Origin of the sequence: Paraburkholderia bannensis NBRC 103871, from assembly GCF_000685015.1 — a bacterium.
GTDB classification, from domain to species: domain Bacteria; phylum Pseudomonadota; class Gammaproteobacteria; order Burkholderiales; family Burkholderiaceae; genus Paraburkholderia; species Paraburkholderia bannensis.
Genome location: NZ_BAYA01000022.1, coordinates 111,931 through 135,281, shown reverse-complemented (window position 1 = coordinate 135,281; position 23,351 = coordinate 111,931). Strand labels below are relative to the sequence as shown.

At 61.0% G+C, this 23,351-nt stretch carries 35 protein-coding genes; 33 read left to right on the top strand and 2 right to left on the bottom strand.

Annotation, left to right across the window (positions count from 1 at the left end; genetic code table 11):
• The first annotated feature begins 137 nt into the window (after positions 1–137).
• The 32 genes from rpsJ to dsbD all read left to right on the top strand — a co-directional run bounded on the left by rpsJ (position 138) and on the right by dsbD (position 20,116).
• On the top strand, positions 138–449 hold the full coding sequence (rpsJ, locus tag BBA01S_RS28065) for a 30S ribosomal protein S10 (RefSeq protein ID WP_027819357.1): 312 nt from the start codon (positions 138–140) through the stop codon (positions 447–449).
• 199 nt (positions 450–648) lie between these two features.
• On the top strand, positions 649–1,308 hold the full coding sequence (rplC, locus tag BBA01S_RS28060; protein WP_027819356.1) for a 50S ribosomal protein L3: 660 nt from the start codon (positions 649–651) through the stop codon (positions 1,306–1,308).
• Positions 1,308–1,928: a 50S ribosomal protein L4 gene (gene rplD / locus BBA01S_RS28055; protein ID WP_027819355.1), complete on the top strand. Its 621-nt coding sequence runs from the start codon at positions 1,308–1,310 to the stop codon at positions 1,926–1,928. The genes rplC and rplD overlap by 1 nt, the downstream gene beginning before the upstream one ends.
• Positions 1,925–2,239 (top strand): 50S ribosomal protein L23, encoded by a 315-nt coding sequence (gene rplW, locus BBA01S_RS28050; protein WP_027819354.1) that lies wholly within the window; start codon positions 1,925–1,927, stop codon positions 2,237–2,239. The genes rplD and rplW overlap by 4 nt, the downstream gene beginning before the upstream one ends.
• Before the next feature lie 2 nt (positions 2,240–2,241).
• Positions 2,242–3,069, top strand: a complete 828-nt coding sequence (rplB, locus tag BBA01S_RS28045; protein ID WP_027819353.1) for a 50S ribosomal protein L2 — start codon at positions 2,242–2,244, stop codon at positions 3,067–3,069.
• Between the two features lie 10 nt (positions 3,070–3,079).
• Positions 3,080–3,355, top strand: coding sequence for a 30S ribosomal protein S19 (rpsS, locus tag BBA01S_RS28040; protein ID WP_027797286.1), 276 nt, complete (start codon positions 3,080–3,082; stop codon positions 3,353–3,355).
• A gap of 12 nt (positions 3,356–3,367) precedes the next feature.
• On the top strand, positions 3,368–3,697 hold the full coding sequence (rplV, locus tag BBA01S_RS28035; protein WP_004199272.1) for a 50S ribosomal protein L22: 330 nt from the start codon (positions 3,368–3,370) through the stop codon (positions 3,695–3,697).
• An 11-nt stretch (positions 3,698–3,708) separates the two neighbouring features.
• Positions 3,709–4,497 (top strand): 30S ribosomal protein S3, encoded by a 789-nt coding sequence (gene rpsC, locus BBA01S_RS28030; protein ID WP_027819352.1) that lies wholly within the window; start codon positions 3,709–3,711, stop codon positions 4,495–4,497.
• Between the two features lie 2 nt (positions 4,498–4,499).
• The gene (rplP, locus tag BBA01S_RS28025; RefSeq protein ID WP_027819351.1) at positions 4,500–4,916 is read left to right on the top strand and encodes a 50S ribosomal protein L16; all 417 of its coding nucleotides are present in this window, start codon (positions 4,500–4,502) and stop codon (positions 4,914–4,916) included.
• A gap of 10 nt (positions 4,917–4,926) precedes the next feature.
• The gene (gene rpmC, locus BBA01S_RS28020; protein ID WP_027819350.1) at positions 4,927–5,121 is read left to right on the top strand and encodes a 50S ribosomal protein L29; all 195 of its coding nucleotides are present in this window, start codon (positions 4,927–4,929) and stop codon (positions 5,119–5,121) included.
• Complete coding sequence (gene rpsQ, locus BBA01S_RS28015) at positions 5,118–5,390, top strand: 30S ribosomal protein S17 (RefSeq protein WP_027819349.1); 273 nt, start codon at positions 5,118–5,120, stop codon at positions 5,388–5,390. The genes rpmC and rpsQ overlap by 4 nt, the downstream gene beginning before the upstream one ends.
• Before the next feature lie 347 nt (positions 5,391–5,737).
• Positions 5,738–6,106 carry a 50S ribosomal protein L14 gene (gene rplN, locus BBA01S_RS28010; RefSeq protein WP_006998478.1) on the top strand — a complete coding sequence of 123 codons (369 nt, stop codon included), beginning with the start codon at positions 5,738–5,740 and terminating at the stop codon, positions 6,104–6,106.
• A gap of 9 nt (positions 6,107–6,115) precedes the next feature.
• A complete protein-coding gene (rplX, locus tag BBA01S_RS28005; protein ID WP_027819348.1) occupies positions 6,116–6,424 on the top strand; it encodes a 50S ribosomal protein L24 in 309 nt (102 codons plus the stop codon).
• Between the two features lie 16 nt (positions 6,425–6,440).
• The gene (rplE, locus tag BBA01S_RS28000) at positions 6,441–6,980 is read left to right on the top strand and encodes a 50S ribosomal protein L5 (protein WP_027819347.1); all 540 of its coding nucleotides are present in this window, start codon (positions 6,441–6,443) and stop codon (positions 6,978–6,980) included.
• A gap of 7 nt (positions 6,981–6,987) precedes the next feature.
• Positions 6,988–7,293: a 30S ribosomal protein S14 gene (rpsN, locus tag BBA01S_RS27995; RefSeq protein WP_027819346.1), complete on the top strand. Its 306-nt coding sequence runs from the start codon at positions 6,988–6,990 to the stop codon at positions 7,291–7,293.
• Between the two features lie 14 nt (positions 7,294–7,307).
• Positions 7,308–7,703, top strand: coding sequence for a 30S ribosomal protein S8 (gene rpsH, locus BBA01S_RS27990; protein WP_027819345.1), 396 nt, complete (start codon positions 7,308–7,310; stop codon positions 7,701–7,703).
• Positions 7,704–7,721: 18 nt separating this feature from the next.
• Positions 7,722–8,252 (top strand): 50S ribosomal protein L6, encoded by a 531-nt coding sequence (gene rplF, locus BBA01S_RS27985; RefSeq protein ID WP_027819344.1) that lies wholly within the window; start codon positions 7,722–7,724, stop codon positions 8,250–8,252.
• Between the two features lie 12 nt (positions 8,253–8,264).
• Positions 8,265–8,630, top strand: coding sequence for a 50S ribosomal protein L18 (gene rplR, locus BBA01S_RS27980; protein WP_027819343.1), 366 nt, complete (start codon positions 8,265–8,267; stop codon positions 8,628–8,630).
• Positions 8,631–8,644: 14 nt separating this feature from the next.
• Positions 8,645–9,163, top strand: coding sequence for a 30S ribosomal protein S5 (gene rpsE / locus BBA01S_RS27975; protein ID WP_027819342.1), 519 nt, complete (start codon positions 8,645–8,647; stop codon positions 9,161–9,163).
• A gap of 11 nt (positions 9,164–9,174) precedes the next feature.
• Positions 9,175–9,357 (top strand): 50S ribosomal protein L30, encoded by a 183-nt coding sequence (gene rpmD / locus BBA01S_RS27970; RefSeq protein WP_027819341.1) that lies wholly within the window; start codon positions 9,175–9,177, stop codon positions 9,355–9,357.
• 27 nt (positions 9,358–9,384) lie between these two features.
• Positions 9,385–9,819, top strand: coding sequence for a 50S ribosomal protein L15 (rplO, locus tag BBA01S_RS27965; protein ID WP_027819340.1), 435 nt, complete (start codon positions 9,385–9,387; stop codon positions 9,817–9,819).
• A 59-nt stretch (positions 9,820–9,878) separates the two neighbouring features.
• The gene (secY, locus tag BBA01S_RS27960) at positions 9,879–11,225 is read left to right on the top strand and encodes a preprotein translocase subunit SecY (protein ID WP_027819339.1); all 1,347 of its coding nucleotides are present in this window, start codon (positions 9,879–9,881) and stop codon (positions 11,223–11,225) included.
• A 6-nt stretch (positions 11,226–11,231) separates the two neighbouring features.
• On the top strand, positions 11,232–11,450 hold the full coding sequence (gene infA, locus BBA01S_RS27955) for a translation initiation factor IF-1 (protein WP_004521905.1): 219 nt from the start codon (positions 11,232–11,234) through the stop codon (positions 11,448–11,450).
• Between the two features lie 20 nt (positions 11,451–11,470).
• The gene (rpmJ, locus tag BBA01S_RS27950) at positions 11,471–11,587 is read left to right on the top strand and encodes a 50S ribosomal protein L36 (RefSeq protein ID WP_027819338.1); all 117 of its coding nucleotides are present in this window, start codon (positions 11,471–11,473) and stop codon (positions 11,585–11,587) included.
• Positions 11,588–11,628: 41 nt separating this feature from the next.
• Positions 11,629–11,994 carry a 30S ribosomal protein S13 gene (rpsM, locus tag BBA01S_RS27945; RefSeq protein ID WP_027819337.1) on the top strand — a complete coding sequence of 122 codons (366 nt, stop codon included), beginning with the start codon at positions 11,629–11,631 and terminating at the stop codon, positions 11,992–11,994.
• A 28-nt stretch (positions 11,995–12,022) separates the two neighbouring features.
• Positions 12,023–12,427 (top strand): 30S ribosomal protein S11, encoded by a 405-nt coding sequence (gene rpsK / locus BBA01S_RS27940; protein WP_006052224.1) that lies wholly within the window; start codon positions 12,023–12,025, stop codon positions 12,425–12,427.
• 165 nt (positions 12,428–12,592) lie between these two features.
• A complete protein-coding gene (gene rpsD, locus BBA01S_RS27935) occupies positions 12,593–13,216 on the top strand; it encodes a 30S ribosomal protein S4 (RefSeq protein ID WP_027819336.1) in 624 nt (207 codons plus the stop codon).
• A gap of 124 nt (positions 13,217–13,340) precedes the next feature.
• Positions 13,341–14,318, top strand: a complete 978-nt coding sequence (locus BBA01S_RS27930) for a DNA-directed RNA polymerase subunit alpha (RefSeq protein ID WP_027819335.1) — start codon at positions 13,341–13,343, stop codon at positions 14,316–14,318.
• 123 nt (positions 14,319–14,441) lie between these two features.
• Positions 14,442–14,834 carry a 50S ribosomal protein L17 gene (gene rplQ, locus BBA01S_RS27925; protein ID WP_027819334.1) on the top strand — a complete coding sequence of 131 codons (393 nt, stop codon included), beginning with the start codon at positions 14,442–14,444 and terminating at the stop codon, positions 14,832–14,834.
• 374 nt (positions 14,835–15,208) lie between these two features.
• On the top strand, positions 15,209–17,578 hold the full coding sequence (locus tag BBA01S_RS27920) for a family 20 glycosylhydrolase (RefSeq protein ID WP_245641611.1): 2,370 nt from the start codon (positions 15,209–15,211) through the stop codon (positions 17,576–17,578).
• A gap of 260 nt (positions 17,579–17,838) precedes the next feature.
• Entirely contained in the window at positions 17,839–18,150 is a 312-nt protein-coding gene (gene cutA, locus BBA01S_RS27915; protein WP_245641610.1) for a divalent-cation tolerance protein CutA, read from the top strand.
• The gene (gene dsbD, locus BBA01S_RS43060; protein WP_084162583.1) at positions 18,143–20,116 is read left to right on the top strand and encodes a protein-disulfide reductase DsbD; all 1,974 of its coding nucleotides are present in this window, start codon (positions 18,143–18,145) and stop codon (positions 20,114–20,116) included. The genes cutA and dsbD overlap by 8 nt, the downstream gene beginning before the upstream one ends.
• Positions 20,117–20,234: 118 nt before the next feature.
• Here the strand turns inward: dsbD and hemB are convergent, their stop codons facing one another.
• Positions 20,235–21,233, bottom strand: a complete 999-nt coding sequence (gene hemB / locus BBA01S_RS27905; protein ID WP_027819331.1) for a porphobilinogen synthase — start codon at positions 21,231–21,233, stop codon at positions 20,235–20,237.
• A gap of 365 nt (positions 21,234–21,598) precedes the next feature.
• Positions 21,599–22,267 (bottom strand): ribosome biogenesis GTP-binding protein YihA/YsxC, encoded by a 669-nt coding sequence (yihA, locus tag BBA01S_RS27900; RefSeq protein ID WP_027819330.1) that lies wholly within the window; start codon positions 22,265–22,267, stop codon positions 21,599–21,601.
• Positions 22,268–22,503: 236 nt separating this feature from the next.
• Between yihA and BBA01S_RS27895 the strand changes: the two genes are divergently transcribed.
• On the top strand, positions 22,504–23,169 hold the full coding sequence (locus tag BBA01S_RS27895; protein WP_027819329.1) for a c-type cytochrome: 666 nt from the start codon (positions 22,504–22,506) through the stop codon (positions 23,167–23,169).
• Positions 23,170–23,351: the final 182 nt, after the last annotated feature.

Here is a 23,351-nt window from a genome sequence, read left to right as displayed (position 1 = left end):
TTCGAGTACAATACTCGGCTTGCTTTAGAAGTTGATGTACCCTGGGTTCGCCCCGCGACGCCTTGTCGCGGGGCGAACCTGCGCTCTTTATATTGTCTGGCGGCGCAAGTCCGCCTCGCTCTTTTTAAGGAATCATCATGCAGAACCAAAAAATCCGTATCCGCCTGAAGGCTTTCGACTACCGCCTGATCGACCAGTCGGCTGCTGAAATCGTCGAAACCGCAAAGCGTACGGGCGCGATCGTTCGCGGTCCGGTGCCGCTGCCGACGCGTATCCAGCGTTTCGACATCCTGCGCTCGCCGCACGTCAACAAGACGTCGCGCGACCAGCTCGAAATCCGCACCCACCTGCGCCTGATGGACATCGTCGATCCGACGGACAAGACCGTTGACGCACTGATGAAGCTGGACCTCCCGGCTGGTGTGGACGTCGAAATCAAGCTGCAGTAAGAGTCTCCAGCGCGGTCAGGATAGCCTGAACGCGCTAAGTCTTTGATTGCTTGCGGAAATCGTGGGAGGACGTTATACTTGACGTCTTTTCGCGCATTTGCGCAAAAAATCGGTGTGACTTTTCGGGCCTTTACCTCGAAAACATGCCGGTACTTTGTAAATTAGCCCCGACCAATCGCAGTCGGGAATGGAGAAAACGATGAGCCTTGGACTCGTAGGTCGCAAGGTTGGCATGACGCGCATCTTCACGGCTGACGGGGATTCGATTCCCGTGACCGTGCTGGACGTGTCCGACAACCGCGTGACGCAGATCAAGACTGTTGAAACCGACGGCTACACGGCCGTGCAGGTTGCGTTCGGTACGCGCCGCGCTTCGCGCGTGACGAAGCCGATCGCAGGTCATCTCGCCAAAGCCGGTGTTCAAGCCGGTGAAATCCTCAAGGAATTCCAGATCGACGCCGCTAAGGCCGCCGAACTGTCGAATGGCGCCGTGATCGGTGTGGATCTCTTCTCGGAAGGCCAGAAAGTCGACGTGCAAGGCACCTCGATCGGTAAGGGCTACGCCGGTACCATCAAGCGTTACAACTTCGCATCGGGTCGTGCTTCGCACGGTAACTCGCGCTCGCACAACGTGCCGGGCTCGATCGGTATGGCGCAGGATCCGGGTCGTGTTTTCCCGGGTAAGCGCATGACCGGTCACATGGGTGACGAAACCGTGACGGTGCAAAACCTCGAAATCGCCCGTATCGACGCAGAGCGCAAGCTGCTGCTCGTGAAGGGTGCTGTCCCGGGTGCAAAGGGCGGCAAGGTTTTCGTGACGCCGGCTGTCAAGGCCCGCGCCAAGAAAGGAGCGCAATAATGGAACTGAAGCTCCTGAACGCTAATGGTCAGGATGGCGCAGCAGTTAACGCGTCGGACGTCGTGTTCGGCCGTGACTACAACGAAGCGCTGATTCACCAGATCGTTGTCGCCTATCAGGCGAACGCGCGCAGCGGTAACCGCGCGCAGAAGGACCGTGAGCAGGTCAAGCACACCACCAAGAAGCCGTGGCGTCAGAAGGGTACGGGCCGCGCTCGTGCCGGTATGTCGTCGAGCCCGTTGTGGCGTGGCGGTGGTCGCATCTTCCCGAATTCGCCGGAAGAAAACTTCGCTCACAAGGTCAACAAGAAGATGCATCGCGCAGGCCTCTGCTCGATCTTCTCGCAGCTGGCCCGTGAAGGCCGCATCTCGGTCGTCGAAGAGTTTTCGCTCGAAGCGCCCAAGACGAAGCTGCTGGCTGAAAAATTCAAGGCCATGGGTCTCGAATCCGTGCTGGTCATTACCGACACGGTCGACGAGAACCTGTTCCTGGCGTCGCGCAACCTGCCCCACGTGGCAGTCGTTGAGCCGCGCTTTGCCGACCCGCTCTCGCTGATCTACTTCAAGAAGATCCTGATCACGAAGGCTGCGGTTGCCCAGATCGAGGAGTTGCTGTCATGAGCGAGATTCGCAAGAACGATCATCGTTTGATGCAGGTCCTGCTCGCACCGGTGATCTCCGAAAAGGCGACCCTGGTGGCTGAGAAGAACGAACAAGTCGTCTTCGAAGTCGCGCCGGACGCGAACAAGCAGGAAGTCAAGGCTGCTGTCGAGCTGATGTTCAAGGTTGAAGTTGAGTCGGTGAACGTGCTTGTCCAGAAGGGCAAGGCCAAGCGTTTCGGCCGTTTCAACGGCAAGCGCAAGGACGTCAAGAAGGCGTACGTGTGCCTGAAGCCCGGCCAGGAAATCAACTTTGAAGCGGAGGCCAAGTAATCATGGCAATCGTGAAAGTTAAGCCGACTTCGCCGGGTCGCCGCGCGATGGTCAAGATCGTCAACAAGGACCTCCATAAGGGTGCGCCGTTCGCAGCGCTGCTCGAAAAGAAGTCCTCGAAGGCTGGTCGTAACAACAACGGTCGTATCACGACGCGTCACCAGGGTGGTGGTCACAAGCAGCACTACCGCCTGATCGATTTCCGTCGCAACAAGGACGGTATCGCAGCGAAGGTCGAGCGTCTCGAGTACGACCCGAACCGTAGCGCGAACATCGCGCTGGTTCTGTACGCAGACGGCGAGCGCCGCTACATCATCGCGCCGAAGGGCGTGACGGTTGGCACGCAGCTGATGTCGGGTTCGGAAGCGCCGATCCGCGCAGGCAACACCCTGCCGATCCGCAACATTCCGGTCGGTACGACGATCCACTGCATCGAAATGCTGCCGGGCAAGGGCGCGCAGATCGCGCGTTCGGCTGGTACGTCGGCAATGCTGCTGGCACGCGAAGGCATCTACGCACAGGTTCGCCTGCGCTCGGGTGAAATCCGCCGCGTCCACGTTGAGTGCCGCGCAACGATCGGTGAAGTCGGCAACGAAGAGCACAGCCTCCGTCAAATCGGTAAGGCTGGCGCGAACCGCTGGCGCGGTATCCGCCCGACGGTCCGTGGCGTTGCAATGAACCCGGTCGATCACCCGCACGGTGGTGGTGAGGGTAAGACTGCTGCAGGTCGCGATCCGGTTAGCCCGTGGGGCACGCCGGCTAAGGGTTACCGCACCCGCAGCAACAAGCGCACGACGAGCATGATCGTCCAGCGCCGTCACAAGCGTTAAGGAGTAGGCAATGGCACGTTCTATTAAGAAAGGTCCGTTCTGCGACGCCCATTTGCTGAAGAAGGTTGAGGCGGCTGCAGCGACGCGCGACAAGAAACCTATCAAGACCTGGTCGCGTCGTTCGACGATCCTGCCGGACTTCATCGGTCTGACGATCGCCGTTCATAACGGCCGTCAACACGTTCCCGTGTATGTCACGGAAAACATGGTCGGCCACAAGCTTGGCGAGTTCGCACTGACCCGTACGTTCAAGGGTCACGCAGCCGACAAGAAGGCCAAGAAATAAGGGGCAATCAAGATGGAAGTGAAGGCAATTCATCGCGGTGCCCGCATCTCGGCGCAAAAGACGCGCCTTGTGGCTGACCAGATCCGTGGTCTGCCGGTCGACAAGGCACTGAACGTTCTGACGTTCTCGCCGAAGAAAGCGGCTGGCATCGTGAAAAAGGTTGTGCTGTCGGCTATCGCCAATGCAGAACACAACGAAGGTGCTGACATCGACGAGCTCAAGATCAAGAGCATCTACGTCGACAAGGCTGCTTCGCTGAAGCGTTTCACCGCACGCGCTAAGGGTCGCGGTAACCGCATCGAGAAGCAATCGTGTCACATCACTGTGACGGTCGGGAATTAAGGAGCCATACGATGGGACAGAAAATTCATCCGACTGGCTTCCGTTTGGCCGTCAGCCGCAATTGGGCGTCGCGTTGGTACGCGAACAACAACAATTTCGCGGCGATGTTGAAGGAAGACATCGGTGTTCGTGAATACCTGAAGAAGAAGCTGAAGAACGCTTCGGTGGGCCGTGTTGTGATCGAGCGTCCGGCAAAGAACGCTCGTATCACGATTTACAGCTCGCGTCCGGGTGTGGTTATCGGCAAGAAGGGCGAGGACATCGAACTCCTCAAGGCCGAACTGCAAAAGCGCATGGGCGTGCCCGTTCACGTCAACATCGAAGAAATCCGCAAGCCGGAAACCGATGCGCAACTGATCGCTGACTCGATCACGCAACAGCTCGAGCGCCGCATCATGTTCCGTCGCGCAATGAAGCGCGCGATGCAGAACGCGATGCGTCTGGGTGCCCAGGGCATCAAGATCATGAGCGCCGGCCGTCTGAACGGTATCGAAATCGCACGTACCGAGTGGTACCGCGAAGGTCGAGTGCCGCTTCACACGCTGCGTGCAGACATCGACTACGCAACCTCGGAAGCGAAGACGACGTACGGCATCATCGGCGTGAAGGTTTGGGTCTACAAGGGCGATACGCTCGGCCGCAACGACGCACCGGTGGTTGAAGAAGTCGCCGAAGAAAAGCGTCCGCGCCGTAACGCACGCCCGGGCGATCGTCGTCCGCGCCGTGATGGTGAAGGCGCTCCGGGCGCACGTCGTGGCGCACCGCGCCGTGCCGGCGGTGACGGCAAGACTGGAGAATAACGATGCTGCAACCGAAACGCAGGAAGTATCGCAAAGAGCAGAAGGGTCGTAACACCGGTATCGCAACTCGCGGCAACGCAGTTTCGTTCGGTGAATACGGTCTGAAGGCTATCGGTCGTGGTCGCCTGACCGCACGCCAGATTGAATCGGCACGTCGTGCAATGACGCGTCACATCAAGCGTGGTGGCCGCATCTGGATCCGTATCTTCCCGGATAAGCCGATCTCGCAAAAGCCGGCGGAAGTGCGTATGGGTAACGGTAAGGGTAACCCTGAGTACTACGTCGCTGAGATTCAGCCGGGCAAGATGCTGTATGAAATGGACGGTGTGTCCGAAGAACTGGCCCGTGAAGCCTTCCGTCTGGCTGCAGCCAAGCTGCCGCTGAAGACGGTCTTCATGGTTCGCCAGCTCGGCGCCTAAGGAGTGATTGATGAAGGCATCTGAACTTCTTCAGAAAGACAAGGCCGCGCTCGACCAAGAGCTGTCGGACCTCTTGAAGGCGCAATTCGGCCTGCGCATGCAACTCGCGACCCAGCAGCTCACGAACACGAGCCAGCTGAAGAAGGTTCGTCGCGACATCGCACGTGTGCGGACCGTCCTGACTCAGAAGGCGAACCAGAAATGAACGAAAGCGTGAAAACCTCGCTTAAGCGGACGCTGGTCGGCAAGGTCGTCAGCAACAAGATGGACAAGACGGTCACCGTCCTGGTCGAGCGCCGCGTTAAGCACCCGATCTACGGCAAGTACGTCGTGCAGTCGAAGAAGTACCACGCTCACGACGAAGCGAACACGTACAACGAGGGTGACCTCGTTGAAATCCAGGAGACCCGTCCTCTCTCGAAGACGAAGGCCTGGACCGTGTCGAAGCTGCTCGAAGCGGCTCGCATCATCTAAAAAGTGATGCAACATCCCGGAGAACCTTTTCTCCGGGATGCGAAGTTGTTGAAATCGCTAAAGATTTCGCTTGCTAGACCAAGATTATCGAGTTATAGTCTTGGTCTTCCCTCTTTATGGGCGCGTTGTTGGCAAAGCAGCGGGCAGAAGTAGTGAGGGAAGTGGTTCGGGCGCCAGTCCGGATCTGCAAGATTCACCGGAATGCGATGGCCGGTTTCGTTTGCCGTCGCTGCTGTTCTAACCCAAGCAGCTGAGCATGTCGTTCTAGTGGCGGCGCGGCTGACGGGACCAAGACTGACCGGATGTGCCATGGTGGCGCGACCGGATTAAGTTGGGAAAGATAAACCATGATCCAGACCGAAACTCGGCTTGAAGTAGCCGACAACACGGGTGCGCGTGAAGTCATGTGCATCAAGGTGCTCGGCGGCTCGAAGCGTCGTTATGCCAGCATTGGCGACATCATCAAGGTGACCGTCAAGGAAGCAACGCCGCGCGGGCGCGTGAAAAAGGGCGAAATCTACAACGCTGTTGTGGTTCGTACCGCCAAGGGCGTGCGCCGTCAAGACGGCTCGCTGATCAAGTTCGATGGCAACGCCGCCGTGCTTTTGAACACCAAGCTTGAGCCGATCGGCACCCGTATTTTTGGGCCGGTTACGCGTGAGCTGCGTAGCGAACGATTCATGAAGATCGTTTCGCTGGCGCCGGAAGTGCTGTAAGGAGTCGCGATGAACAAGATTCGCAAGGGTGACGAAGTTATCGTCGTCACTGGCAAAGACAAAGGCAAGCGCGGCGTCGTAGTGGCGATTGGCGAAGAGCGCGTTACTGTCGAAGGCATCAACATTGCGAAGAAGCATGTTAAGCCGAACCCCATGAAGGGTACGACGGGTGGCGTGGAAGCCAAGGCTATGCCGCTGGCTATCTCGAACGTCGCATTGGTCGACGCGAACGGTAAGCCGTCGCGCGTGGGCATCAAGGTCGAAGGGGACAAGAAGGTTCGTTTCCTGAAGACGACCGGTGCTGTCCTGAGCGCCTGACGCTGCGGAGTAAAAAATGGCACGTTTGCAAGAATTTTATAAAGAGAAGGTCGTTCCTGGCCTGATCGAGAAGTTCGGTTACAAGTCGGTCATGGAAGTGCCGCGCCTCACCAAGATCACCCTGAACATGGGTGTCGGTGAAGCCGTCGCTGACAAGAAGGTCCTCGAGCACGCCGTTGGCGACCTCACGAAGATCGCCGGCCAGAAGCCCGTCATCACCAAGTCGCGTAAGGCAATCGCTGGTTTCAAGATCCGCGAAAGCTACCCGATTGGCACGATGGTTACCCTGCGTGGCAATGCCATGTACGAATTCCTGGACCGTTTCGTGACGGTTGCGCTCCCCCGCGTGCGCGACTTCCGTGGCGTGTCGGGCAAGGCGTTCGACGGCCGTGGTAACTACAACATCGGTGTGAAAGAGCAGATCATTTTCCCCGAAATCGACTACGACAAGATCGACGCGCTGCGTGGGCTGAACATCAGCATCACGACGACCGCGAAGACCGACGAAGAAGCAAAGGCACTGCTCGCCAGCTTCAAGTTCCCGTTCAGAAACTGAGGTTACCGTGGCTAAACTGGCACTGATCGAACGTGAAAAGAAGCGCGCTCGTCTGGCAGCTAAATTTGCGCCGAAGCGCGCAGAGCTGAAGGCGATCATCGACGACCAAAGCAAGTCGGAAGAAGAGCGTTACGCAGCTCGCCTCGAACTGCAACAACTGCCGCGCAACTCGAACCCGACCCGCAAGCGTAACCGCTGCGCGATCACGGGTCGTCCGCGTGGTACGTTCCGCAAATTCGGTCTCGCACGTAACAAGATTCGTGAAATCGCGTTCCGTGGTGAGATCCCTGGCATCACCAAGGCGAGCTGGTAATAGGAGAAACATAAATGAGCATGAGTGATCCTATCGCCGATATGCTGACTCGCATCCGCAATGCGCAGATGGTCGAGAAGGTTTCGGTTGCTATGCCCTCGTCGAAAGTGAAGATTGCGATTGCGCAGGTTCTGAAGGACGAAGGTTATATCGACGACTTCGCGGTGAAAACCGAAGGTGCGAAGTCGGAATTGAACATCGCGTTGAAGTACTACGCTGGCCGTCCCGTTATCGAGCGCATCGAACGCGTCTCGAAGCCGGGTCTGCGCGTGTACCGCGGCCGCAACGACATCCCGCAGGTCATGAATGGCCTGGGCGTTGCGATCGTGTCGACGCCGAAGGGTGTGATGACGGACCGCAAGGCGCGCGCAACTGGCGTCGGCGGCGAAGTTATCTGCTACGTCGCTTAAGACCTAAGGAGAAGAAACATGTCTCGAGTAGGTAAGAGCCCGGTCGCGCTGCAAGGCGCAGAAGCGACGCTCAGCGACGAGAAGATTACCGTCAAGGGCGCGCTGGGTACGATTTCGCAAGCTGCGAACCGCCTCGTGAAGGTGGTGAACGAAGACGGCGTGCTCAAGTTTGAGCCGACGGACGACAGCCGCGAAGCCAATGCGATGTCGGGCACGATGCGCGCGATCGTCGCGAACATGGTGCAAGGCGTGACGAAGGGCTTTGAGCGCAAGCTGACGCTGGTTGGCGTTGGTTACCGTGCTCAAGCGCAAGGCGACAAGCTGAACCTGTCGCTGGGTTTCTCGCACCCCGTGGTGCACCAGATGCCGGAAGGCGTCAAGGCCGAGACCCCGTCGCAAACGGAAATCGTGATCAAGGGGATCGACAAGCAGAAAGTTGGCCAGACCGCTGCCGAAGTGCGCGGTTATCGCCCGCCGGAGCCCTACAAGGGCAAGGGTGTGCGTTACGCCAACGAGGTCGTGATCCTCAAAGAAACGAAGAAGAAGTAAGGGTGCGCAATCATGGATAAGACTCAATCTCGCCTGCGCCGCGCTCGTCAGACGCGTCTCAAGATCGCTGAGCTGCAGGTCGCGCGTCTGGCCGTGCATCGCACGAACACGCACATCTATGCGCAAGTGTTCTCGCCCTGCGGCACCAAGGTGCTGGCCAGCGCGTCGACGCTTGAAGCCGAAGTGCGTGCGCAACTGGCTGACCAGTCGGGCAAGGGCGGCAACGTCGCCGCTGCCTCGCTGATCGGCAAGCGTATTGCAGAAAAGGCTAAGGCCGCCGGCATCGAATCCGTCGCCTTTGACCGCTCGGGTTTCCGCTATCACGGCCGCGTTAAAGCGCTGGCTGATGCTGCGCGCGAAGCCGGGCTCAAGTTCTAAGGAAGGAATTCGTCATGGCAAAGATGCAAGCGAAAGTTCAGGCTGACGAACGCGACGACGGCCTTCGCGAAAAAATGATTTCGGTCAATCGCGTGACCAAGGTTGTGAAGGGCGGCCGTATTCTCGGTTTCGCCGCTCTGACCGTGGTTGGCGATGGTGATGGCCGCGTCGGTATGGGCAAGGGCAAGTCGAAAGAAGTGCCCGTCGCTGTCCAGAAGGCGATGGAACAAGCTCGCCGCAACATGTTCAAGGTGCCCCTGAAGAACGGCACCCTGCAACACGAAGTGCACGGCAAGCACGGCGCATCGGTCGTCCTCCTCGCTCCGGCGAAGGCAGGTACGGGCGTGATCGCCGGCGGCCCGATGCGCGCAGTGTTCGACGTGATGGGCGTGCAGAACGTCGTGGCCAAGAGCCACGGTTCGACGAACCCGTACAACCTCGTTCGTGCCACGCTGGACGGTCTGCGCAAGCAGTCGACCCCGGCTGACATCGCGGCGAAGCGCGGCAAGTCCGTCGAAGAAATTCTGGGCTAAGGGTGGGCACCATGTCTGAAAAAACTGTCAAGGTTCAGCTCGTCAAGAGCCTGATTGGGACCCGCGATACGCACCGTGCCACTGTGCGCGGTCTCGGCCTGCGCCGCCTGAACTCGGTTTCCGAGCTGCAGGACACGCCGGCAGTGCGCGGCATGATCAACAAGGTCTCGTACCTCGTCAAGGTCATCGGCTAAGCCCGACCAGGACTCCAGGAGTTGAAAATGGAATTGAATAACCTGAAGCCGGCAGAAGGTGCGAAGCACGCAAAGCGTCGCGTCGGTCGCGGCATCGGCTCCGGCCTCGGCAAGACCGCTGGCCGTGGTCACAAGGGTCAAAAATCGCGTTCGGGCGGCTTCCACAAAGTCGGCTTCGAAGGCGGTCAGATGCCTCTGCAGCGTCGTCTGCCGAAGCGTGGCTTCACCTCGCTGACGAAGGAATTCGTCGGTGAAGTGCGCCTCTCCGACATTGAGAAGCTGCCGGTCGACGAAATCGATCTGCTGGCCCTCAAGCAGGCAGGCCTCGTTGGCGAAATGACCCGTTCCGCAAAGATCATCGCCACCGGCGAGATCAAGCGCAAGGTCGTGGTCAAGGGCCTGGGTGCGACGAAGAATGCGCGTGCTGCGATTGAAGCAGCAGGCGGTTCTTTTGCCGAGTGATTGTGAGTGGTGCGTGCGGGCTTGCCCGCCGTCACTAACATCTGCATCGGAGAAGGTACTTGGCTAACAGCCCGAGTCTCGCAAAAACCGGTCGCAGCGCTCCGAAGTTCGGCGACCTGCGCCGGCGTGCAATGTTCTTGCTGCTGGCGTTGGTCGTTTATCGCATCGGCGCGCATATTCCGGTGCCGGGCATTGACCCGGATCAACTGGCGAAGCTCTTCCAACGCCAGTCAGGCGGCATCCTGGGCATGTTCAACATGTTCTCGGGTGGTGCACTGTCTCGCTTCACGATCTTCGCGCTGGGTGTGATGCCGTATATCTCGGCGTCGATCATCCTGCAGCTGATGGCGATTGTCTCGCCGCAGCTCGAGGCGCTGAAGAAGGAAGGGCAGGCTGGACAACGCAAGATCACGCAGTACACGCGGGTCTTCACGGTAGTGCTGGCGACCTTTCAGGCCTTCGGCATTGCAGTCGCGCTGGAAAACCAGCCGGCGCTCGTGATTGATCCGGGCATGGTGTTCCGCCTGACGACGGTCGTCACGCTGGTGACGGGCACGATGTTCCTGATGTGGCTCGGTGAGCAGATCACGGAACGCGGGCTTGGCAACGGTATCTCGATCATCATCTTCGGCGGTATCGCAGCGGGTTTCCCGAACGCGATCGGTGGTCTCTTCTCGCTGGTGCAAACCGGCTCGATGGGCCCGGTCTCGGCGATCATCATTGTCGCGCTGATCGCAGCCGTGACGTACCTGGTGGTGTTCATCGAACGCGGCCAGCGCAAGATCCTCGTGAACTATGCGAAGCGTCAGGTTGGTAACAAGATTTACGGTGGGCAGTCGTCGCACCTGCCGCTGAAGCTGAACATGTCGGGCGTGATTCCGCCGATCTTTGCATCGTCGATCATCCTGTTCCCGGCAACCATCCTGAACTGGTTCAGTTCGGGGTCGCAAACCAACTGGTTCGCGAGCACGCTGCACAACGTGGCCGAAGCCCTCAAGCCTGGCCAGCCCGTGTACGTGTTGCTGTACGCGTTGGCGATCGTTTTCTTCTGCTTTTTCTACACCGCTCTGGTGTTCAACAGCAGGGAGACGGCCGACAACCTGAAGAAGAGTGGCGCGTTCGTACCTGGCATCCGCCCGGGCGATCAGACGGCTCGCTATATCGACCGCATCCTCACGCGTCTGACGCTGGCCGGTGCGATCTATATCGTGTTCGTCTGCCTGTTGCCGGAGTTTCTGGTGCTGCGCTGGAATGTGCCGTTTTATTTTGGTGGCACGTCGCTGCTGATCATTGTCGTCGTCACAATGGACTTCATGGCGCAGGTGCAGTCGTACGTTATGTCGCAACAATATGAATCCCTGCTCAAGAAGGCTAACTTCAAGGGCGGTGGAGTCCCGATGCGGTAAGGACATATGGCCAAAGACGATGTAATCCAGATGCAGGGTGAGGTCATCGAAAACCTCCCCAACGCAACCTTCCGGGTGAAGCTGGAAAACGGCCATGTCGTTCTGGGGCATATTTCCGGGAAAATGCGGATGCACTACATCCGTATTCTTCCTGGCGACAAGGTGACGGTTGAGTTGACGCCTTACGATCTGTCGCGTGCGCGGATCGTGTTCCGGGCGAAGTGATTTAGAAAAAGGGTAATATCATGAAAGTGATGGCATCGGTAAAGCGCATTTGCCGCAACTGCAAAATCATCAAGCGCAACGGCGTCGTTCGCGTGATCTGCAGCTCGGACCCGCGCCACAAGCAGCGTCAAGGCTGATCAGCGCGCTTTTGCTTGCGCTTTTTGTTTGAGGAAAAACAATGGCTCGTATTGCAGGGGTTAACATCCCGAACCACCAGCACACTGAAATCGGCCTGACGGCAATTTTCGGTGTTGGCCGCACGCGTTCGCGCAACATCTGCGTGGCAGCGGGTGTGCCGTTTAACAAGAAGGTCAAAGACCTGGACGACGCGGATCTCGAAAAGCTGCGTGAGGAAGTGGGCAAGTTTGTTGTCGAAGGCGATCTGCGCCGTGAAACGACGATGAACATCAAGCGCCTGATGGACCTCGGCTGCTACCGCGGCGTGCGCCATCGCAAGGGCCTGCCCCTGCGTGGCCAGCGTACGCGTACCAACGCACGTACGCGCAAGGGTCCGCGCCGCGCAGCACAGTCGCTGAAGAAGTAAGCGGTTCTGACAGTTACAGGAAAACGTAATGGCTAAGGCTTCGAACAACTCCGCGGCGCAACGCGTTCGCAAGAAGGTTAAGAAGAACGTCGCCGAGGGCGTGGTTCACGTTCACGCGTCGTTCAACAACACGATCATCACGATCACCGATCGTCAAGGCAATGCACTTGCCTGGGCAACGTCGGGCGGTCAGGGCTTCAAGGGTTCGCGTAAATCGACGCCCTTCGCAGCTCAGGTCGCAGCTGAATCGGCTGGCCGTGTTGCAATGGAATACGGCGTCAAGAACCTCGAAGTGCGTATCAAGGGCCCCGGCCCGGGTCGCGAATCGGCGGTGCGCGCGCTGCATGGTCTTGGCATCAAGATCACCGCGATCTCCGACGTTACGCCGGTCCCGCACAACGGCTGCCGTCCGCCGAAGCGCCGTCGTATCTAAGGCGTCGCGCTTGCCGACTGCCTGAGCCGCCGGTAACGGCGTCCCAGGCTCTTGGCGCTATTGAATTGACTAAGCCCACCGTTCTGTCCAAAGGGCAGAACTAGCGCGAGCCGCGGGGTCTCCCCGTTTTAGGCTTTGCGTGATCAATTATCGAAGGAAAGCAACGTGGCACGTTATATCGGCCCGAAGGCCAAGCTGTCCCGCCGTGAAGGCACCGACCTCTTCCTGAAGAGCGCACGCCGCTCGCTCGCTGACAAGTGCAAGCTTGACAGCAAGCCGGGCCAGCATGGCCGCACGTCGGGTGCTCGTACGTCCGACTACGGCACGCAGCTGCGCGAAAAGCAAAAAGTGAAGCGCATCTACGGCGTGCTGGAGCGTCAGTTCCGCCGCTACTTCGCGGAAGCGGACCGTCGCAAGGGCGCCACCGGCGAAAACCTGCTGCAACTGCTCGAATCGCGTCTCGACAACGTCGTGTACCGCATGGGCTTCGCATCGACCCGCGCTGAAGCGCGTCAGCTCGTGAGCCACAAGGCTCTCACGCTGAACGGCGTCGTCGCGAACATCCCGTCGATGCAAGTTAAGGCAGGCGACGTCATTGCTATTCGCGAAAAGGCGAAGAAGCAAGTGCGTATCGCTGAAGCGCTGTCGCTGGCTGAGCAAGGCGGCATGGCAGGTTGGGTTGCAGTCGACGCGAAGAAGTTCGAAGGTACGTTCAAGAGCGTGCCGGAGCGCAGCGACATCGCTGGCGACATCAACGAGAGCCTGATCGTCGAATTGTATTCGCGTTAATCGAATTGACGGCCGGGGTAGCCTCTGTGCTTCGCGCAGGAGGTGGCCTCGGCTGTTTTTTTCAGGTTGTGGCCATCTCAGCCTTATCGGTGTAACGAGCCGAGGGTATTGAAAAGGAAAACCTATGCAAACCAGTTTGTTGAAACCCAAGATCATCGCTGTGGAATCGCTCGGCGACAACCACGCGAAAGTGGTCATGGAGCCGTTCGAACGCGGTTATGGCCATACCTTGGGTAACGCGCTTCGGCGCGTGCTGCTGTCGTCGATGGTGGGCTACGCGCCGACCGAAGTGACGATCGCAGGCGTCGTGCACGAATACTCGACGCTCGACGGTGTGCAAGAGGATGTGGTCAACCTGCTGTTGAACCTGAAGGGCGTGGTCTTCAAGCTGCATAACCGTGACGAAGTGACGGTTACGCTGCGCAAGGAAGGCGAAGGCGTTGTCACCGCTGGCGACATCGAACTCTCGCACGACTGCGAAGTCATCAACCCGGAACACGTCGTTGCGCATCTGACGAAGGGCGGCAAGCTCGACGTGCAGATCAAGATTGAGAAGGGCCGTGGCTACGTGCCGGGCAACGTGCGCCGTTACGGCGACGAATCGGCCAAGATCATTGGCCGCATCGTCCTGGACGCGTCGTTCTCGCCGGTTCGCCGCGTGAGCTATGCAGTGGAAAGCGCGCGTGTCGAACAGCGCACCGACCTCGACAAGCTCGTCATGAACATCGAAACCAACGGCGTGATCTCGCCTGAGGAAGCGATTCGCCAGTCGGCTCGCATCCTCGTGGATCAGCTGTCGGTGTTCGCTGCACTGGAAGGCACCGAAACGGCAGCGGAAGCGCCGTCGCGTGCGCCGCAGATCGACCCGATCCTGCTGCGTCCGGTGGACGATCTCGAACTCACGGTTCGCTCGGCGAACTGCCTGAAGGCCGAGAACATCTACTACATCGGCGACCTGATCCAGCGTACCGAGAACGAGCTGCTCAAGACCCCGAATCTGGGTCGCAAGTCGCTCAACGAGATCAAGGAAGTGCTTGCTTCCCGCGGTCTCACGCTCGGCATGAAGCTCGAAAACTGGCCGCCGGCTGGTCTCGACAAGTAAGTAATGTGGCACGGACGCGGATTTTCCTTTAAAATCCGCGTCTTGCCTTTTCACGTACCGGCCCGTGCCTCATAAAGAGGCGATAGAAGAGCTGGACTAAAACTTTGTTTCAAGGAAATTGAAATGCGTCACCGTCATGGTCTGCGGAAACTGAACCGCACGAGCAGCCACCGTCTGGCAATGCTCCGTAACATGTCCAACTCGCTGATCGAGCACGAAGTCATCAAGACGACGCTGCCGAAGGCGAAGGAACTCCGTAAGGTTGTCGAGCCCCTCATCACGCTGGGCAAGAAGCCGTCGCTGGCAAACCGTCGTCTGGCGTTCAACCGCCTGCGCGATCGTGACTCGGTCACGAAGCTGTTCGACGTGCTCGGTCCGCGTTTCGCGAACCGTCCGGGCGGCTACCTGCGTATCCTGAAGTTCGGTTTCCGTGTTGGCGACAACGCACCGATGGCACTGGTCGAACTGCTCGACCGTCCGGAAGTCACGGAAGAGAACATCCAGGAAGCGGAATAAGCTTTCAGTCGCTCGATCTCACGGTTGAGCGGCGCGCAAAAAAGCCAGGCCTAGCCTGGCTTTTTTGTTTTCTGCGCCTCCATGCAGCGAATCGCATCGCCAAATGCCGCCGAGCTTGATGTACCGCGACGTTCGCGTCGAAACGTCAACGTACAGTAAGGGTCTGAGCGAGCATCGCCAGTCATGGAGGAGACATGTCTTATTGTTCGGGACGTATTTTAGGATTCCGTAGTAATCGCGGGCGTGACGGGGCGAACAGCAGGGTGGCTTCGGCGATCCGGTTCGTCTTTGTGCCTGGTGTGCTGGCCGCGGTGCTCGCGCTCACTGGCTGCGGCAGTTCGGTGGACACCACGGCAGCGAGCGCTCAGGCAGGGATGCTCGCCGACAGCCTGAAGCTGAGCGTAGCCATCGACACCAATGACGCGAGCCAGATGGGCGTCTCATGCGCCAACCTCGGCGCGGACTGGGCGAGTTGCGCGCGCGGGCGGTTGATCCTCGAAAATCTCGGCTCAAAGCCGGTCAGCGCGGGCGGCTGGACGCTCTATCTGCACAGCATCCGGCGCGTGCTGGCCATCGACAATGCTGCGATTGCCTGGCGTCACATCACCGGTGACCTGTATGCGCTTTCTCCCGCAAGCGGGGCCTTTACGCTGGCGCCAGGGCAGCGCCTCGAAGTGCCTTTCGTTGGGGAGTACTGGTATCGGCGCTACAGCGACTTGCTGCCACGAGCCTATGTCGTGGTCGAAGGCGCGGCGCCCGCTGTTCTCAAGGCGAACAACACCGACGACGAAACGCAATACGTCGAAAGCCTGCCGCCCGCCGCGGACAGCGCGGCCGATTTTCTGCAAACGCCGGCGCAAATCCAGCGTGCTCGCGCCGAGGCTGCGGCGCCGTCCGCGCAGCAGGTTGCAGCGCGCGCCGTTCCTGCCGTCCTGCGTGAGCAAACCGGTGACGGCGATCTGAGTGTCGCTGGCGTGGCACTTGTGTTGCCGGGTCTTCAGGCCGGGCAACTTGCCTCTTTGCAGGCGAGGGCTTCGACGCTCGGGCTGACGGGCGCGCAGACCACCGTGACCGGGCGCATCGCACCTGCGGCATTGCCTGCCGATGTGGCGGTCTCGGGCGGCTATCGCCTGACGATCACGCGCGACGGCGTGACGGTCGAAGGCTATGACGCCGCCGGTGTCTATTACGGCGTGCAGACGCTGTTTTCGCTGACGCCCGCAGGCGGCGGCCGCGTGCCGACGCTCACGATCGAAGACGCACCGCGTTATGTGCATCGCGGCATGATGGTCGACCTCGCGCGCAACTTCCGCCATCCCGCGACGCTTCAGCGGCTCATGGATCAGATGAGCGCTTACAAGCTCAACCGCCTGCATCTGCATCTCTCCGACGACGAAGGCTGGCGTATCCAGATTCCCGGCTTGCCCGAGCTCACCGATATCGGCGGCCAGCGTTGCCATGATCCCGACGAGAACCGCTGTCTGCTGCCGCAACTGGCTTCGGGGCCGAACAATGAGTCGGGCGGCGGCTACCTGAGCCGGGCCGACTACGTGGCGCTCGTGCGTTACGCTTCGGATCGGTTCATCGAAGTCATCCCCGAAATCGACATGCCCGCGCACGCGCGCGCCGCCGTGGTGTCGATGGAAGCGCGCTACCGCAAGTTCCACGCGCAAGGCGATGACCAGGCGGCCAATGAATATCGTCTGCTGGATCCGCAGGACACGTCGAATATCACGTCGGTGCAGTTCTATGACCGGCGCACGGCGCTCAATCCGTGCTCCGACAGCGCACGCCGATTCGCCAGCAAGGTCATTAGCGAAGTCGCGGCGATGCACCGCGAGGCAGGTGCACCGCTTTCGGTCTGGCACTTTGGCGGCGACGAAGCCAAAAACATCCTGCTCGGTGCGGGCTTTCAGGCGCTCGACGGCAGCGACGCCGGCAAGGGGCGCATCGACCTCGCCGCCCAGGACAAACCGTGGGCCCGCTCGCCGTGGTGTACGGCATGGGTTCAGCAAGGCAAGGTGGCTTCCGTCGATGAATTGCCCACGACGTTCGCGATTGGCGTCAGCCAGCTTGTCAGCGCCAATGGCATCGGTGCGATGGCGGCCTGGCAGGACGGCGTGAAGCATGCCAATGGCCCGCAGGACTTCGCGACCGGCAGCGTCATGGTGACGCTCTGGGACACGCTCTACTGGGGCGGTGCGGACACGGTTCAGTCGTGGAGCGCGAAGGGCTATCGCGGCGTGCTTGCGTTGCCGGATTACCTCTATTTCGATTTTCCGTACACGATCGACCCGCATGAGCGCGGCTATTACTGGGGCTCGCACGCGACGGACAGTTTCAAGGTCTTCTCGCTTGCGCCCGACAACTTGCCGCAGAACGCCGAAATCATGCCGGATCGCGACGGCAAGCCGTTCGAGATTACGACTGCAGGCGCCGCGCCGCACATTGAAGGCATGCAAGGGCAGGCGTGGGCCGAGGTGATCCGCAACGACGCGCTGTTCGAGTACATGGTGTATCCGCGTCTGCTCGCGCTGGCCGAGCGGTCGTGGCATCGCGCGTCCTGGGAACTGCCGTATCGCGTGGGCGAGCGTTTCAAGCTGGGTGACACCGATAAGGTCGACAAGGCGGCGTTGGCGCAGGACTGGGCCGCCTTCATGCGTGTGCTGGAGACGCGCGAGATCGCGAAATTGCAGCGCACCGGCGCGGTCGTCCGTCCGTCGCTCAGGCTGAATGGCAACTAACAGCGCACGGATCGCATTCGACCGCGTGCCGCGAGGCGCGCGAAAAGCCAGGCTGAGCCTGGCTTTTTGTTTTCTGCGCTGGAATAAACGACGCGACCAGGCGTTTGCTCCCTGTAGACACCGGCGCACCCGCCTGGCATATGAACAAAGCCAAACGACGCCGGTGGTACGATAGCGTCCTGCCTTCCCGAGTCCCCGCCGTCGTGCGCAGCATGCGGGGCGTCCTGCCGGAGTTCGTCGTGACCCTCAATGTGACCCTGATGCTGACCACGGTGCCCGACGAGGACACCGCAGCCAAGTTGTCGAAGGCGGTGCTCGAAGCACGCCTGGCGGCCTGTGTGACGCGCCTGGGTGCGGTGCATTCCGAGTATCACTGGCAGGGTGTGATCGAGTCCGGCGACGAGATCCAGCTGCTCTTCAAGACGGGCCTCGCGCGCGCGGCCGAGCTCGAACAGTTCATCCAGACCCAGCATCCCTACGAGACGCCCGAGATTCTCTCGTGGCAGGTCACGGCGTCGCACGCCTACGGCCAGTGGGTTCATGCCGAGACACAGCGCCCCATTCATGTCTAACCGCTTCGATCGGCGCCTGCGCGCCGCGCCGTACGCCCCGTTCCTCGCACTGCTCGCGTTCATCGGTTGCCTGCTGCCGCTGCTGTTCGGCGCGGCCCCGGCGCATGCCGACGACGACTTCCTGCCGCCCGACCAGGCTTTCACGTTCAGCGCGAGCGAGGAACCGGGCATGGTGGACGTCCACTTCAAGATCGCCGATGGCTACTACATGTACCGCGAGCGCTTCGCTTTCGCGGCGCGCAACGGGACGGCGACGCTGGGCGACGCGCAGATTCCGCCCGGCCATGTGAAGTTCGACACGACCTTCAACAAGAACGTCGAGACCTATCGCAACGAACTGACGATCCATGTGCCGGTGAAGTCGGCGAGCGGTGCGTTCGATCTGGCCGTGACCTCGCAGGGTTGCGCCGACGCGGGCATCTGCTATCCGCCCGCCGAGCACGTCTACCACGTGAGCGGCGCGGCGCTGCAAGCGGCTGGCGCAGGCGCTGGTGCGGTTCAGGGCAGCGCGGCCTCGTCCGCAGCAGCCGATAACACCCAACCCTGGTACGAGCGCGCAACCAGCGCCGACTACGCGCAATCGCTGCTGCAAGGCGGCGGCTTCTTCGCCGTGGTCGGCCTGTACTTCGTCGCGGGCATGGTGCTGAGCCTGCTGCCGTGCTCGTATCCGATGATCCCGATTCTCTCGGCGATCATCGTCGGCGAGGGTGCCAAAGTGACGCGCGCGCGTGGCTTTTCGCTGTCGTTCGTCTACGTGCTTGGCATGGCGCTCGTGTACACCGTGCTCGGCATTGCCGCCGCGCTGGTCGGGCAGAGCCTTGGCGCGTGGTTGCAGAACCCGTGGGTGCTCGGCGCGTTCGCCGTGTTGCTGGCCGCCTTCGCCGTCATGCTGATCGCGGGTTACGACATCGCGCTGCCGCAGCGCTGGCAGGACGGCGCGTCGCGCGCGTCGCAGGGCCGCTCGGGCGGCAAGTTTGCCGCCGTCGCGCTGATGGGGGCGCTTTCGGCGCTCGTGGTTGGCGCCTGCATGACCGCGCCGCTGTTCGCGGTGCTCGCCTTCATCGCGCACACGGGCAACGCCGTGCTGGGCGGCGCGGCGCTGTTCGCGATGGGCATGGGTCTGGGCGTGCCGCTCATGATTCTCGGCCTGGGGGCGGGCACGTTGCTGCCGCGTGCGGGCACCTGGATGGACGGCGTGAAGGTGTTCTTCGGCGTCGTGCTGCTCGCGGCGGCGCTCTGGATCGTCTGGCCGGTGCTGGGCGCGACCGCGCAGATGTTGCTTGCCGCGCTATGGCTGCTGCTGGCTGCCGCGTCGCTCGGCCTGTTCACGCCGAACTCCGGCCCGGCCAATGTCTGGCGTCGCCTTGGCCGCGGGTTGGGAGCGGCGTTCGCGATCTGGGCCGCGACGCTCATCGTCGGACTGGCGGCGGGCTCGACCGATCCGTTGCGCCCGCTCGCCGTGCTGGCTGCGCATGACGGCGCTGCGGGTGCGCCGCAAACAGCGAGTGCCCAGGCCGATGCGCTGGCGTTTGCGTCCGTGCGTTCCTCGGGCCAGCTCGACGCGGCGCTCAAGGCGGCAGGCAAGCCTTCGATGCTCGACTTCTACGCCGACTGGTGCGTGAGCTGCAAGGAAATGGAGAAGTTCACCTTCAGCGACCCGCGCGTGCAGGCGCGCCTGGCGCAACTGGGTCTGCTGCGCGCGGACGTGACGGCCAATAGCACAGACGATCAGGCGCTGCTCAAGCGCTTCGGCCTGTTCGGCCCGCCGGGCATCATCTTCTTCGATGCGAAGGGCAACGAAGTATTGCGCGTGGTCGGCTACGAGAACGCCGATAAATTCCTCGCGCGACTCGATCGCATTGCGACACCGGCATCGTCTTCGGCTACGGGCGTCGAAGCGCAAACGCCTGCGGCATCGACGGTGCCGTCGCGCAACCTGCTCAACCTGCCGGGCGGCCAGTCGTAAATCGTCGGCACACCGTATTATCTGCGCACGAGCCACCACAAGCCGCGCACAAACTAAAAAGGCACGTCTTCCGACGTGCCTTTTTGCATGGCGTACTGCCCGTAAAGCTGCGCGGAGCTTACTTCTGCGCGCGCAACAGGCGCGCTGCATCCAGCGCGAAATACGTGAGAATGCCGTCAGCGCCCGCGCGCTTGAACGCGAGCAGCGATTCCATCATCGCCTTGTCGTGATCGAGCCAGCCGTTTTGCGCGGCGGCCTTGAGCATCGCGTACTCGCCGCTCACCTGGTACACGTAGGTCGGGAAGCGGAACTCGTCCTTCACGCGGCGCACGATGTCGAGGTACGGCATGCCGGGCTTGACCATCACCATGTCCGCGCCTTCCTCGATGTCGAGGCGCACTTCGCGCAGCGCTTCGTCCGAGTTCGCCGGATCCATCTGGTAGGTCATCTTGTTGCCCTTGCCCAGATTCGATGCCGAACCCACCGCGTCACGGAACGGGCCGTAGAACGCCGAAGCATACTTGGCCGAGTAGGCCATGATCTTCGTGTGGATGTGGTTCTCGCTTTCGAGCATCTCGCGGATCGCGCCGATGCGGCCGTCCATCATGTCCGACGGCGCGACGATATCGACACCCGCTTCGGCCTGCGCACGCGCCTGGGCCACGAGGATCTCGATCGTGACGTCGTTGATGACGTAGCCGTTCTCGTCGAGCACGCCGTCCTGGCCGTGGCTCGTGTACGGGTCGAGCGCGACGTCGCACAGCACGCCCAGATCCGGGAAGCGCTTCTTGAGCTCGCGCACCGCGCGCGGGATCACGCCATCGGGATTGGTGGCTTCGATGCCATCAGGCGTCTTCAGCGCCGGGTCGACGGCGGGGAAGAGCGACAGCACCGGAATGCCCAGTTCGACGCATTGTTCGGCCACGCCCATCAGCAGATCGATCGAGACGCGCTCGACGCCGGGCATCGACGGCACGGCTTCGCGCACGTTCTCGCCCGCGACGACGAACACGGGATAGATCAGATCGTTAGTGGTCAGGAGGTTTTCGCGCATCAGGCGGCGCGAGAAGTCGTCACGGCGCATACGGCGCGGACGATGATGCGGATAGAAGCTCATGTCGGCGGGATTATCTTGAAACAAAACGCGCTTCCGGAGCGCAGGAAACTTTTCAGGACAATGGTATATCATACCGATCGAGCGAGGCGCCTTGCGCCAGACTCCCCGCTTCTCCTCCCTGAGCGGGTGCCTGTCGTTTTTCGATAAGGCTGTTTAACCCGCCGGTACTTACGGCGGGTTTTTTTATGCGCCGCCAAAAATTGCGTTTTGCATGAAATTTGCCTGCGAAATGAGCAGCTGAAGAGCAGGCGAAGGCGGTGCGCAGCCACGGCTATGTGGGCTTGCGCACGCTGGGGGACAGAAAACCGGGGAGGCAGGGCGCGACGGCGAGGAACCCGCCGCCGCTGGTCACTTCAGACGATCGATCAGGACGCCGGTTTGTCCGATTCGTCCGTTTCGCCGAGGTTGGTCTGGGGCGCGATCCAGCTTTCGATGACGGCGTGCGCCTCATCGAGCCCGACGCGCTTGAGCGCCGAGAAAAGCTGGACGCTGAGCTTCCCCTGGTAACCCTGCTTGCGATATTCGTCGAATTCCTTGTTCGTATTGCGCAGCGCCAGCACGCATTCCTGACGCGTCAATTTGTCGCACTTCGTCAGGAGTGCGTGAATCGGTTTGCCGGACGGCTCGAACCACTCGATCATGCGGCGGTCGAGTTCGGTGAGCGGGCGGCGCGCGTCCATCATCAGCACGAGACCGGTCAACTGCGCACGCGTTTGCAGGTAGAGCGCCAGCAGTTGCTGCCAATGCTGCTTGGCTGCTTCCGGCACCTCGGCGTAACCGTAGCCCGGCAAGTCGACCAGATAGCCGGCCGGTTCGTCGGCGGGGCCCACCGAGAAATAGTTGATGTGCTGCGTGCGGCCAGGCGTCTTCGACGCGAAGGCGAGGCGCTTCTGGTTGCACAGCAGATTGATGGCGGTGGATTTGCCTGCGTTCGAGCGCCCGGCGAAGGCGACCTCGGGCCGCGCCGTGGCGGGCAGATCGCGCAGATGATTCACCGTCGTGAAGAAACGGGCTTGATGCAGCAGGAAGGCCATCGTGAGGACCACACTATGAAATAACGAGGCGGTGGGTCCGCCAAGCCCGGAGGAGCCCGGGAAGGATCTTGAGATATCGGGGAGAGGCCCGACTGGCGCGGTGGCGCCTTGCGCGCTATTGTACAATGCGACGGTTTACTGAATACCCGTGAGGCCGGCGCGGGCCTTTCGAGGTAGATCGGTCGCTGTCGTAGTTTGCAGAACCTGATTCCCACAAGACGAAACAAGGTGCGCGAATGAATCGACTGAGCAAGTCATGGAAGGCACTCGAATTTGCGATAGCGGCAGGTCTCACAGCAGGTGTTTCGATCATGGCGATGGCGGCTGACCCGGCGACTCCGGCCAAGCCCGACCTCGCCCGGGGGCAGGCAATCGCGGCGCAGGTCTGCGCGGCGTGCCACGCGGCCGACGGCAACAGCACGGGCGGCGCGTATCCCAAACTGGCGGGTCAGCACGCCGAATATCTCGTCAAAGAACTCAAGGATTTCAAGCCGCAGCCTGGTGGCAAGCCCCCTGCGCGTAATAATGCGATTATGGCTGGCTTCGCCAGCGCGCTTTCAGATCAGGATATGATCAACGTCGCTGCCTGGTTCGCCTCGCAGACGCCCAAGCCCGGTTTCGCACGCGACGCGAAGACCGTGCCGGAAGGCCAGAAGATCTGGCGCGCCGGCATCGCAGACAAGGGCGTGCCGGCGTGCGCGGCCTGCCACGGCCCGACCGGGCAGGGCATCCCCGTCCAGTATCCGCGCCTGTCGGGCCAATGGTCGGAATACGTGGTCGCGCAGTTGCAGGCATTCCAGCAGGGCACGCGTAACAATAACGAGCCGATGCGCCAGATCGCGCACCGTCTCTCGGACGACGAAATCAAGGCCGTCGCCGATTACGCTGCCGGTCTGCATTGACCCGATATTGACCTGGCACGCGTGTAGGCTCACGGCGGCGGGGCAAGCGGTCGAAGAACAAGAAAAGGGTGTGGGCGCCGTGCGGATGCGGCGGACCCGCACCCTTTTTTGCTGTCATGCAGCCGGTAATGCAGCCGGTGCAGCCGATGCAGCCGGAACGCATGGCGGTCGGATGGAACAAG

Bases quoted from the DNA above. Each gene is read 5' to 3' on its own strand.
- rpsJ (WP_027819357.1), top strand. From the start codon at position 138: ATGCAGAACCAAAAAATCCGTATCCGCCTGAAGGCTTTCGACTACCGC.
- rplC (WP_027819356.1), top strand. From the start codon at position 649: ATGAGCCTTGGACTCGTAGGTCGCAAGGTTGGCATGACGCGCATCTTC.
- rplD (WP_027819355.1), top strand. From the start codon at position 1,308: ATGGAACTGAAGCTCCTGAACGCTAATGGTCAGGATGGCGCAGCAGTT.
- rplW (WP_027819354.1), top strand. From the start codon at position 1,925: ATGAGCGAGATTCGCAAGAACGATCATCGTTTGATGCAGGTCCTGCTC.
- rplB (WP_027819353.1), top strand. From the start codon at position 2,242: ATGGCAATCGTGAAAGTTAAGCCGACTTCGCCGGGTCGCCGCGCGATG.
- rpsS (WP_027797286.1), top strand. From the start codon at position 3,080: ATGGCACGTTCTATTAAGAAAGGTCCGTTCTGCGACGCCCATTTGCTG.
- rplV (WP_004199272.1), top strand. From the start codon at position 3,368: ATGGAAGTGAAGGCAATTCATCGCGGTGCCCGCATCTCGGCGCAAAAG.
- rpsC (WP_027819352.1), top strand. From the start codon at position 3,709: ATGGGACAGAAAATTCATCCGACTGGCTTCCGTTTGGCCGTCAGCCGC.
- rplP (WP_027819351.1), top strand. From the start codon at position 4,500: ATGCTGCAACCGAAACGCAGGAAGTATCGCAAAGAGCAGAAGGGTCGT.
- rpmC (WP_027819350.1), top strand. From the start codon at position 4,927: ATGAAGGCATCTGAACTTCTTCAGAAAGACAAGGCCGCGCTCGACCAA.
- rpsQ (WP_027819349.1), top strand. From the start codon at position 5,118: ATGAACGAAAGCGTGAAAACCTCGCTTAAGCGGACGCTGGTCGGCAAG.
- rplN (WP_006998478.1), top strand. From the start codon at position 5,738: ATGATCCAGACCGAAACTCGGCTTGAAGTAGCCGACAACACGGGTGCG.
- rplX (WP_027819348.1), top strand. From the start codon at position 6,116: ATGAACAAGATTCGCAAGGGTGACGAAGTTATCGTCGTCACTGGCAAA.
- rplE (WP_027819347.1), top strand. From the start codon at position 6,441: ATGGCACGTTTGCAAGAATTTTATAAAGAGAAGGTCGTTCCTGGCCTG.
- rpsH (WP_027819345.1), top strand. From the start codon at position 7,308: ATGAGCATGAGTGATCCTATCGCCGATATGCTGACTCGCATCCGCAAT.
- rplF (WP_027819344.1), top strand. From the start codon at position 7,722: ATGTCTCGAGTAGGTAAGAGCCCGGTCGCGCTGCAAGGCGCAGAAGCG.
- rplR (WP_027819343.1), top strand. From the start codon at position 8,265: ATGGATAAGACTCAATCTCGCCTGCGCCGCGCTCGTCAGACGCGTCTC.
- rpsE (WP_027819342.1), top strand. From the start codon at position 8,645: ATGGCAAAGATGCAAGCGAAAGTTCAGGCTGACGAACGCGACGACGGC.
- rpmD (WP_027819341.1), top strand. From the start codon at position 9,175: ATGTCTGAAAAAACTGTCAAGGTTCAGCTCGTCAAGAGCCTGATTGGG.
- rplO (WP_027819340.1), top strand. From the start codon at position 9,385: ATGGAATTGAATAACCTGAAGCCGGCAGAAGGTGCGAAGCACGCAAAG.
- infA (WP_004521905.1), top strand. From the start codon at position 11,232: ATGGCCAAAGACGATGTAATCCAGATGCAGGGTGAGGTCATCGAAAAC.
- rpmJ (WP_027819338.1), top strand. From the start codon at position 11,471: ATGAAAGTGATGGCATCGGTAAAGCGCATTTGCCGCAACTGCAAAATC.
- rpsM (WP_027819337.1), top strand. From the start codon at position 11,629: ATGGCTCGTATTGCAGGGGTTAACATCCCGAACCACCAGCACACTGAA.
- rpsK (WP_006052224.1), top strand. From the start codon at position 12,023: ATGGCTAAGGCTTCGAACAACTCCGCGGCGCAACGCGTTCGCAAGAAG.
- BBA01S_RS27930 (WP_027819335.1), top strand. From the start codon at position 13,341: ATGCAAACCAGTTTGTTGAAACCCAAGATCATCGCTGTGGAATCGCTC.
- rplQ (WP_027819334.1), top strand. From the start codon at position 14,442: ATGCGTCACCGTCATGGTCTGCGGAAACTGAACCGCACGAGCAGCCAC.
- BBA01S_RS27920 (WP_245641611.1), top strand. From the start codon at position 15,209: ATGCTCGCCGACAGCCTGAAGCTGAGCGTAGCCATCGACACCAATGAC.
- cutA (WP_245641610.1), top strand. From the start codon at position 17,839: ATGCTGACCACGGTGCCCGACGAGGACACCGCAGCCAAGTTGTCGAAG.
- dsbD (WP_084162583.1), top strand. From the start codon at position 18,143: ATGTCTAACCGCTTCGATCGGCGCCTGCGCGCCGCGCCGTACGCCCCG.
- hemB (WP_027819331.1), bottom strand. From the start codon at position 21,233: ATGAGCTTCTATCCGCATCATCGTCCGCGCCGTATGCGCCGTGACGAC.
- yihA (WP_027819330.1), bottom strand. From the start codon at position 22,267: ATGGCCTTCCTGCTGCATCAAGCCCGTTTCTTCACGACGGTGAATCAT.
- BBA01S_RS27895 (WP_027819329.1), top strand. From the start codon at position 22,504: ATGAATCGACTGAGCAAGTCATGGAAGGCACTCGAATTTGCGATAGCG.